The organism is Mycobacterium sp. TH-M106, assembly GCF_057473765.1.
This window is the reverse complement of record NZ_JBYCLE010000393.1, coordinates 1-7,850: the sequence shown is the minus strand read 5'-3', so window position 1 is coordinate 7,850 and position 7,850 is coordinate 1. Positions and strand designations below refer to the sequence as shown.

Genomic DNA, 7,850 nt, shown 5'->3' with positions numbered 1-7,850 from the left:
TCAGGCGCCGCGCACCTGCGCGGCGGTCTGGGATGCGTTGCCGCTCGCCGGTCAGGCATACCACGGCAAGTACGCCCGCAACGAGGTGTACACACTGGTGCCGCCGCTTCCCCCACCCGGTCGGGAGAACTGCACCGTCACGCCGATCCCCGGCGACGTGTGCTTTTTCAGCTTCGACGCGGCCGAGATCGGCAACCCGGCCTACGGGTATGACGCTGGCGCGCAAGCACACTCACCGCAAGGCGCCACCGACCTGGCAATCTTTTACGGCCGCAACAACCTGCTGCTCAACGGTGACGTCGGCTGGGTTCCCGGGAACGTCTTCGCGACGATCGAAGACGGCCTGGCCGAGATGGCGGCGGCCTGCAACGACCTGTGGATGGGCGGCGCGGTCGGCGAGCAGTTGGCCTTCGCCCGGGCTTAGTTCCCCGCCGCGCAGACGCGAAAGCCCCCACATTCGGCAGCATTTCGGGGGCCTATGCGTCTGCTCGGCGTGGCTAGCCCGTGGCTACCCCAGCACCTGCTCGGCGAACAGGCCCACGGCCAGCACCAGGTCGTCGCTGTACCTCGGGCCGACAAATTGCAGACCGATCGGCAGTCCTTCGGCGGTAGTGCCGATCGGGATGGAGAGCGCCGGCTGCTGGGTCATGTTGAACGGGTAGGTGAACGGTGTCCATTCGGCCCACCAGCGCAGGCCGGAGTCGACCGGCACGTCGTGACCGGCGGTGAACGGTGGGATCGGTGTGGTCGGGGTGATCAACAGGTTGTGCCGTTCGTGGAACTGCCCCATGGTCAGCCCCAGATCGACGCAGGCCTGCCGCGCGTCCAGGTAGTCGACGGCCGAAACGCCCAGGCCTGCGTCCCACATGTCGACCAGGCCGGGGTCGACGAGGTCGCGGGACTGCTCGTAGCCGCGCAGGCTGGCCGCGGCGCCGGTCGCCCAGAGCGTTTCGAAGGCGTCGACCGGATCGGTGAAACCGGGATCAGCCTGCACGACGTTCAACCCGGCGTCGGCCAACGCCTGCACAGCCGTCGCGACCGCCGTCGCAACCTGCGGGTCGACGTCGACGTAGCCCAGGGTGGGCGAGTAGGCGACACCCAGACCGACGACGTCGCGGCGGATCGCCCCGCGATAGGTGGTCAGCGTCGGCGGCAGCGAGGTCGGGTCGCGGTGATCGGGCAGGGCGATGATGTCCATCAGCATCGCGGCGTCCTCGACGGTCCGGGTGATCGGTCCGCCGTGCGCCAGCGGCCCGAACGGGCTGATCGGATACATCGGCACGCGCCCATAGGTGGGCTTGAAACCGACGACTCCGCAGAAACTCGCCGGGATGCGGATGCTGCCGCCGCCGTCGGTACCCACCGCCAGCGGCGCCATACCGGCGGCGACCGCGGCGGCGCTGCCACCCGACGATCCGCCGGCGGTGCGGGTGGTGTCGACGGGATTGCGGGTGATGCCGGTGCGCGGGCTGTCGGTGACGGCCTTCCACGCCAACTCGCAGGTGGTGGTCTTGCCGAGCAGCACCATGCCGTCGTCTCGCATCTTCCCCACCGCCGGGCTGTCTTCGATCCAGGGCCCGGCGGCGTCGGTGAGCAGGGAGCCGCGCAGGGTGGGCCAGCCGGCGGTGCGGAAGACGTCTTTGACGGCGACCGGCACCCCGTCGAGCAGACCCTTGGTGTAGTTGCCGCCCCAGCGGGCCTCGGACTTGCGCGCCTGAGCCAGTGCGGCTTCCTCGTCGACCAGGCAGAACGCGTTGATGTCGCCGTCGCGTTCGGCGATCACCGAGAGCGCAGCCGCGGTCGCCTCGACGGGCGAAAGTTCGCCGGAGGTGTAGGCGGCCACCAACTGCAGTGCGGTCAAGTCGGTCGGGCTGGTCATCTGCGTGGCTCCTCAGCCGGTCACCGCGTATCCGCGGTGCTTGTCGACCACATTGAGCAGCGGCCGACCGGAGACGTAACGACGGAAGTTGTCGACGAACTGCTGCTGCACTGCGGTGGTCCAGCCGTGCACGTCACCGCTGTGATGCGGGGTCAGCGCAACATTGGGTGCGGCCCAGAGCGGATGGCCGGACGGCAGTGGCTCGGGGTCGACGACATCGAGTGCCGCGCCGCCGACACGCCCGTCGTGCAGCGCCGCCACCAACGCATCGGTGACCACCAGTTCGCCGCGGCCGACGTTGATCAATCGCACCCCGGGGCGCATCGCGCCCAGCGCGGCGGCGTCGATCAGGCCGCGGGTCTGCGTGGTCAGTGGCGCGGCCAGCACGACGTAGTCGGCGTCGGCGACCGCGGCGTGCAGGTCGGTGCAGATCTCGCCGAAGTCGGCGTCGGTTCGCGACGTGCGCCCGACCCCCCGCACGGTCATTCCGGCCGCAGTCAGCAGCCGCGCGACGGCACGGCCGACCGGCCCGGGCCCGACGATCGTCACCGCCGCCCCGGCGATGCGTTCGGTGTCGAAGTGCTGCCAGCGCCGGGCACGCTGAGCGCTCCAGGACCGTCGAAAACCCTTGGCGAAGACCAGGATTTGTCCCAGCACATACTCGGCGATAGCTTCTTCGAAGATGCCGCGGGAATTGGTGACGATCACGTCGCTGTCCACCAACTCGTCGAAGAGCACCGCGTCCACCCCGATGGCGCCAACCTGCACCCAGCGCAGCGAATCGGCCACCGGCCACGCCGAGGCCAGCGCCGGCGAGGAAAAGTCATAGACGAACAGCACGTCGGCGCCCGCAAGCGCTCCGGCCAGTTGTGCCGAAGGGACCATCCGCAACTCGGCGTCCGCGCTGATCGGGCCGAGCTGGGTCGGGGCCGACTCGCCGTACTGAACAGTGACCACCGGACGCGCGTCCACGTTGACACCGTAGAAACGTATCGTATGATTGTCAACAATCCAGGGCTGGCCTGGAGTGCCGTGTGAGTGTGGGGCCACCCATGGATCTGTCCCTGTTACGGGAGCTACCCGAGTTCGACGGACCGGGCGAACAGCGCGGCATCGGCGTCATCGCACCCTTTGATCTGGCGCTGGAACGTGAGCTGTGGCGCTGGATTCCGGCTGAGGTGACCCTGCACCTGGCCCGCACCCAGTTCGAACCGGTACCGGTGAGCCGGGCCATGGCCGAACTGGTATCCGACACACACCACCTGGCAGCCGCCACCCGCTCCGTGCTGTCGATCGAGCCCGAGGTGGTCGCCTACCTGTGTGCGTCGGGCAGCTTCGTCAACGGCGTCGAATACGAGAAAACGCTGGTCGCAGCGATCGAGGCCGCGGGCGCCAAAGCAGCAGTCACAACGTCAGGTGCGCTGGCCGAAGCCGTTACCGCGCTGGAGATTTCGCGGATGTGCATCATGACCCCCTACGACGAAGAGCTCACCGAGCTGCTGCGGATGTTCCTGAATCAACTCGGGGTGACCGTATTGCGGTCGGACCACCTGGGCCTGGGCGGCGGCATCTGGAAGGTGAACTACCGCACGGTCGCTGAGCGGATCGTCGCCGCCGACAAGCCCGAAGCCGAAGCCATCTTCGTCAGCTGCACCAACCTGCGGACCTACGACATCATCGACCCGCTGGAGAAAATGCTCGGCAAGCCGATCCTGACGGCCAACCAACTGACCATGTGGGCGTGCCTGGACCGGATGGGCCTGCCGATGATGGGACCGGGCCGGTGGTTGCGCGATGTCTTCACCGGAGCCCGGCAGTGAGCCCCATGAGCCCGCAGCGCGCGCAGACCCCAGCCGTCGGGTTCATCTATCCCGATCACGCCGCCGAGTCGGACTACCCGATGGCCGCCGGGCTGCTCGGGGTGCAACTGCCGGTGGTCCACGTCTACGGTACGGACCTGCACGCGGTGCCCGAGCTGATGGAGCTGGGCAGCCCGGCCAAGCTCGCCGAGGGAGCGGCGCTGCTGGCAGCGCAGCGACCGGCCGCGGTGGTGTGGGCGTGCACGTCGGGCAGCTTCGTATTCGGGCGCGACGGCGCCGCCGACCAAGCCGACCGCCTGGCGGCGGCCGCCGGAGTGCCCGCGTCGAGCACGTCGTTGGCGTTCGTGCACGCCCTGGCCGCCCTCGGGTGCTCCCGGGTCGCGGTTGCCGCCAGCTATCCAGAAGACGTCGCCGGGTTGTTCGTGGACTTCCTGGCCGCCCACGGCATCACCGTCGAGAAGATGGGCAGCGCCGGCATCGACACCGCTGCCGAGGTCGGCCGGCTGACCGTGACCGAGGTGCGGACGTTCGCGGTGCGCAACGACGACTCCGCGGCGGACGCGCTGCTGATTCCCGACACCGCCATGCACACCGTGGCCCAGGTCGCCGAACTGGAAAAGCTGCTCGGCAAGCCGGTGCTGACCGCCAACGTGGTGACGGTGTGGGAGGGCTTGCGTATTGCCGGCATCACGCGGCGGGTGGCTGGGCTGGGTGCGCTGTTCGCCGATGGCGGTGGTGGGCGACGGTGAATGCTCCCACTGCGCAGCCGGCGCAGGGCACGGTGTTCGACCCGCTGAGCAGGCAGTCGACGGCTGAGCTGATCGCCGAGCGACTGCGGGAGGCCATCACCCGCGGCCAGCTCTCACCCGGCCAGCAGCTCGGTGAGGCGAGCCTCGCCGCGCAGTTCGACGTCTCCCGCGGCCCGGTGCGTGAGGCGATGCAACGGCTGGTGGCCGAGGGGGTGCTGCGCGGCGAACGGAATCGCGGCATCTTCGTCGTCGAACTCACCGACGACGACGTGCGCGACGTGTACCGCGCCCGCAAGGCCGTCGAACGGGCGGCGGTCAGCGAGCTGCTGGCCGGCGATGCCGGCGCTGCGTGTGCCCGGCTGGGGCTTCCGCTCGACGCCATGAGCGCCGCCGCCCGCCGGTGCGACGGTGCCGGGGTGGCCGACGCGGACCAGCAGTTCCACCAGGTGCTGGTCGAGTGCGCGGGCAGTCCGCGGTTGCAACGGGCGATGCGGACGCTGTTGCTGGAGACCCGGATACTGCTGGGGGAACTCGAAGACACCTACCCCGACCTGGGCGAGCAGGTCGCCGAACATGTCGCCCTGCGCGACGCGATCGGCGCCGGCGACGAGGCCGCGGCGGTGCGCCTGATGGACGAGCACATGGACGACGCGATCCGCCGCCTGCTGGCTCGGCGTGCCGGCGGGTTGTGACGGGGGTTTACCCGCCGGGCGCCGTGGTCGTGGCTGGCGTGGTCGCCGTGGCTGGCGTGGTAGCCGTGGTCGCTGTGGTGGTAGCAGAACCCTCACCCTCAGCCGCCCCGTTGCATGCCGAGCGCAGGACGGTGCTGCCGGGGCTCTGGTTCATCGCATTTTGTTCGGCTTCCTTCGCCGTGGCGCCGCTATCCCCGAAATAGTGGTCGTCGTTTGTGACGACCGCACCGCAGTCCGGGGACTTGAAGGTAATCAACACATTGCAGACGGGGTTGTTTTGGCGACACTCGTCGCTGGCGGCCATGTTGGCGAGGTACTCATTCCCCTGATCTGTCGATACGCCGACGGATTGGCCGTCGGGCGAGACGGCGATCGCGCCCCAGGATTCCTGGGCGTAGGCGGCGGGGGCGACGGCTACGGCCAGTGCGGCCGCAACTGCGCCGACGGCCGCGGGCATCGCGGCGCTGGTCCGAAAACTGGTCACTACCATGGTGGTTCCCTTCTCACGCCGGTGGCCCGGTCGCGATCGAAATCGGCGGTGTCGCCGCTGCGCCTCTGGATTCACGAGGCAGGACCGCAGCCTAACTCCGGTCGGCCCGGGCTGCACCGCGTTTTGCAAAACCGTTACTCGCGCCTGAACCGCGACTCCACAAAGCGCTCCAGTTCCTCCCACTCTTTGACGGCGCTGGCAAACGGTGGCTCGGGTTTCTCCGTCGATTCGGGGTCGAGCACATAGCTCACCAGGCCGCCCAGCGGGCGGTCCGGCCGCAGGGTGTCGTCGACGATGCCGTCCTCGGCGTAGTCGCCGACGTCGCGCAGCAACTCGACGGCCAGTTCGAGCTGCTCGCGGTCGACCGCGGCCGGTCCGTCGGCGAGATCGTCTGCGAGCCCGGTCAATACGTAGACGTTGTCGTCGACGACGTCGATCGCCAGTGAGCCGTCGGTGGCGGCGGTGCGGATGTCGTCGTAGGTGGCCAGGTCGGACAGGTCGTGGTCGTGCTCGTCGGCAAGATAGCGGGCCAACGCGCGTTCGGAGCCGAACACGCTGATCCGTCCGTTTCGGCCCAGGAAGATCGGATGCTCGCCGAGGTAGCAGCGCAGCGTGTACAACGTGCCGGCCCCGGTGAGGATGCGAACCGGGTCGATGCCCACCTTGGTCCAGAAATCCTCGTCGGCACCGAGCACGACGGAGTCGTCGTCGTGTCGGCCGGCGGCAGCGTCGCCGGTGTCGGTGGCATCCCCTGCGTCCTCGGCGGTGGTTGCCGTGTCCGTCGGCTCCGGCCCCTCCCCGGCGCCGTCGAGCTCGTCGTCCTCCTCGGGGGGCTGGGCCAGCTCTTCGGCTGCGGTTGCCGACATCGCATTGTCGACGTCGGGTGTCGCCACGACGCCGTCGATCGCTGCGAGCACGTCGTCCCAGTTGTGGCCGATGATCTCGGCGATCGAGGTCCACCGTTTGCGGCCGGCCCGGCCGGTGAAATTCTCCACCCCGCCGCCCAGCAGGTTCAGGCTCGGGTTGCCGTTGAAGAACTTCGTCACCGCGGCCAGCTCGCACACCGACCCGATCGAGGAGACGATGGCCAGCATGTCGGCCAGCTTGTGCACCGAATTCTTGGTCGGCTTGTCGGCGAGCAGCTCCTCGATCGCGACGAGGTCGAACCGGTTGGCCGGTTTCGGGTCCAGCTTGTGGGCATTGGCCTGAGTCAGCTTCTTCCAACCCGGATGGTCGCTCAGATCGTTGTCGGTATCGGTGCGCACGAACGCCACCAGGTCGGCGGCGGTTGCGAAGCCGTACAGGTCTTCGTCGCGGCCCAGAAACGCCTCCCACTCGTCACCGGAGTCACGCCAGCGCGGCGCCCACACCGTGTAGCGGTCACCAGCGGTCAGACTCAGAAGGACGGGTACCAGCTCAGCAGCCACGCGGCACAGAATAACGACACGCGCGGTGGGGGTGCCGGCGGAGTCCCGGGTCAGCGTTCCCAGATGTCGGTGATGGCCGGGGCCCGCGCCGCCAGACCGAGCTTGGGCAGCCCATACATCTCCTCGAGCGTCGAGAGCACGTTGTAGTGACTGATGGGTTCGCCGTAGCTTCCGGGTTTCACGCCGGCGCCGTAGAAGACCGTCGGAATCTGGTTGTTCTGGCTCTTGTCGTCCTCGTCCCAGGTCAGGATCAGCAGGCTGTTGTTGGCCATGGCCCACTGCGCGTAGCCGGACAGATTCTGCTGCAACCACTGGTCGCCGGCAGCGACCGACCCGTCGTGCATGTCGTTGTCGAGGTTGGGGATGACGAACGAGACTGTTGGCAGCCGGGCATAACCGGCCGGATTGGCCGGACCCGGAAACGCCGAAAACGGCAGCGAGGAGTTCGCCGGGATGTTGCTGAAATTGACCCAGGGCACGTGTTTGCGGGCATACTTGCCCGCACTGCAGACCGTCGAGCCGACATCGGGCAGGCTTTCTGCGAAACCGGCGAAAGTGTGTCCGGTAGCGAGCAATTGAGATCCCAGGTTAGGCGTGTTGCCGGCGTTGACTGGGCACAGGTTCTCGGTTACTCCGAGGGTGCTGCCGGCGAACAGCGCGAGGTAGTTGGGCTCGCTGGGATGCGTTAAAGCGAACGACTGCGACATCATCGCGCCGCCCGCGGCGAGCTGGTTGATGTAGGGCGCCGATGTGTTGCCGATGACGTTGGCTTGCGAGCGGTTCTCCTCCACCA

The 7,850-nt window shown here is 68.3% G+C and carries 9 protein-coding genes; 4 read left to right on the top strand and 5 right to left on the bottom strand.

The window, feature by feature from the left end:
- Positions 1-424 (top strand): DUF3830 family protein (locus AC2VOP_RS14035; protein ID WP_486961538.1); only part of this gene is annotated, 424 nt, incomplete at its 5' end.
- An 84-nt stretch (positions 425-508) separates the two neighbouring features.
- Here AC2VOP_RS14035 and AC2VOP_RS14030 read toward each other — a convergent pair.
- Both AC2VOP_RS14030 and AC2VOP_RS14025 read right to left on the bottom strand, forming a co-directional pair.
- Complete coding sequence (locus AC2VOP_RS14030; RefSeq protein WP_486961537.1) at positions 509-1,879, bottom strand: amidase; 1,371 nt, start codon at positions 1,877-1,879, stop codon at positions 509-511.
- 12 nt (positions 1,880-1,891) lie between these two features.
- The gene (locus AC2VOP_RS14025; protein WP_486961536.1) at positions 1,892-2,851 is read right to left on the bottom strand and encodes a D-2-hydroxyacid dehydrogenase; all 960 of its coding nucleotides are present in this window, start codon (positions 2,849-2,851) and stop codon (positions 1,892-1,894) included.
- 80 nt (positions 2,852-2,931) lie between these two features.
- On the opposite strand from AC2VOP_RS14025, the gene AC2VOP_RS14020 reads away from it, so the two are divergent.
- Genes AC2VOP_RS14020 through AC2VOP_RS14010 form a run of 3 tightly spaced genes read left to right on the top strand, consistent with a single transcriptional unit; the run spans position 2,932 to position 5,140 of the window.
- Entirely contained in the window at positions 2,932-3,699 is a 768-nt protein-coding gene (locus AC2VOP_RS14020; protein WP_486961535.1) for a maleate cis-trans isomerase family protein, read from the top strand.
- Between the two features lie 5 nt (positions 3,700-3,704).
- Positions 3,705-4,448, top strand: a complete 744-nt coding sequence (locus AC2VOP_RS14015; RefSeq protein WP_486961534.1) for a maleate cis-trans isomerase family protein — start codon at positions 3,705-3,707, stop codon at positions 4,446-4,448.
- A 32-nt stretch (positions 4,449-4,480) separates the two neighbouring features.
- Positions 4,481-5,140 carry a GntR family transcriptional regulator gene (locus tag AC2VOP_RS14010; RefSeq protein WP_486961539.1) on the top strand — a complete coding sequence of 220 codons (660 nt, stop codon included), beginning with the start codon at positions 4,481-4,483 and terminating at the stop codon, positions 5,138-5,140.
- A 7-nt stretch (positions 5,141-5,147) separates the two neighbouring features.
- Here AC2VOP_RS14010 and AC2VOP_RS14005 read toward each other — a convergent pair whose 3' ends face one another.
- The 3 genes from AC2VOP_RS14005 to AC2VOP_RS13995 all read right to left on the bottom strand — a co-directional run.
- Complete coding sequence (locus AC2VOP_RS14005; protein ID WP_486961533.1) at positions 5,148-5,630, bottom strand: DUF4189 domain-containing protein; 483 nt, start codon at positions 5,628-5,630, stop codon at positions 5,148-5,150.
- Between the two features lie 134 nt (positions 5,631-5,764).
- Positions 5,765-7,057 carry a protein export chaperone SatS gene (gene satS / locus AC2VOP_RS14000; protein ID WP_486961532.1) on the bottom strand — a complete coding sequence of 431 codons (1,293 nt, stop codon included), beginning with the start codon at positions 7,055-7,057 and terminating at the stop codon, positions 5,765-5,767.
- A gap of 50 nt (positions 7,058-7,107) precedes the next feature.
- On the bottom strand, positions 7,108-7,850 hold a 743-nt coding region (locus tag AC2VOP_RS13995), incomplete at its 5' end, for an alkaline phosphatase family protein (protein WP_486961531.1).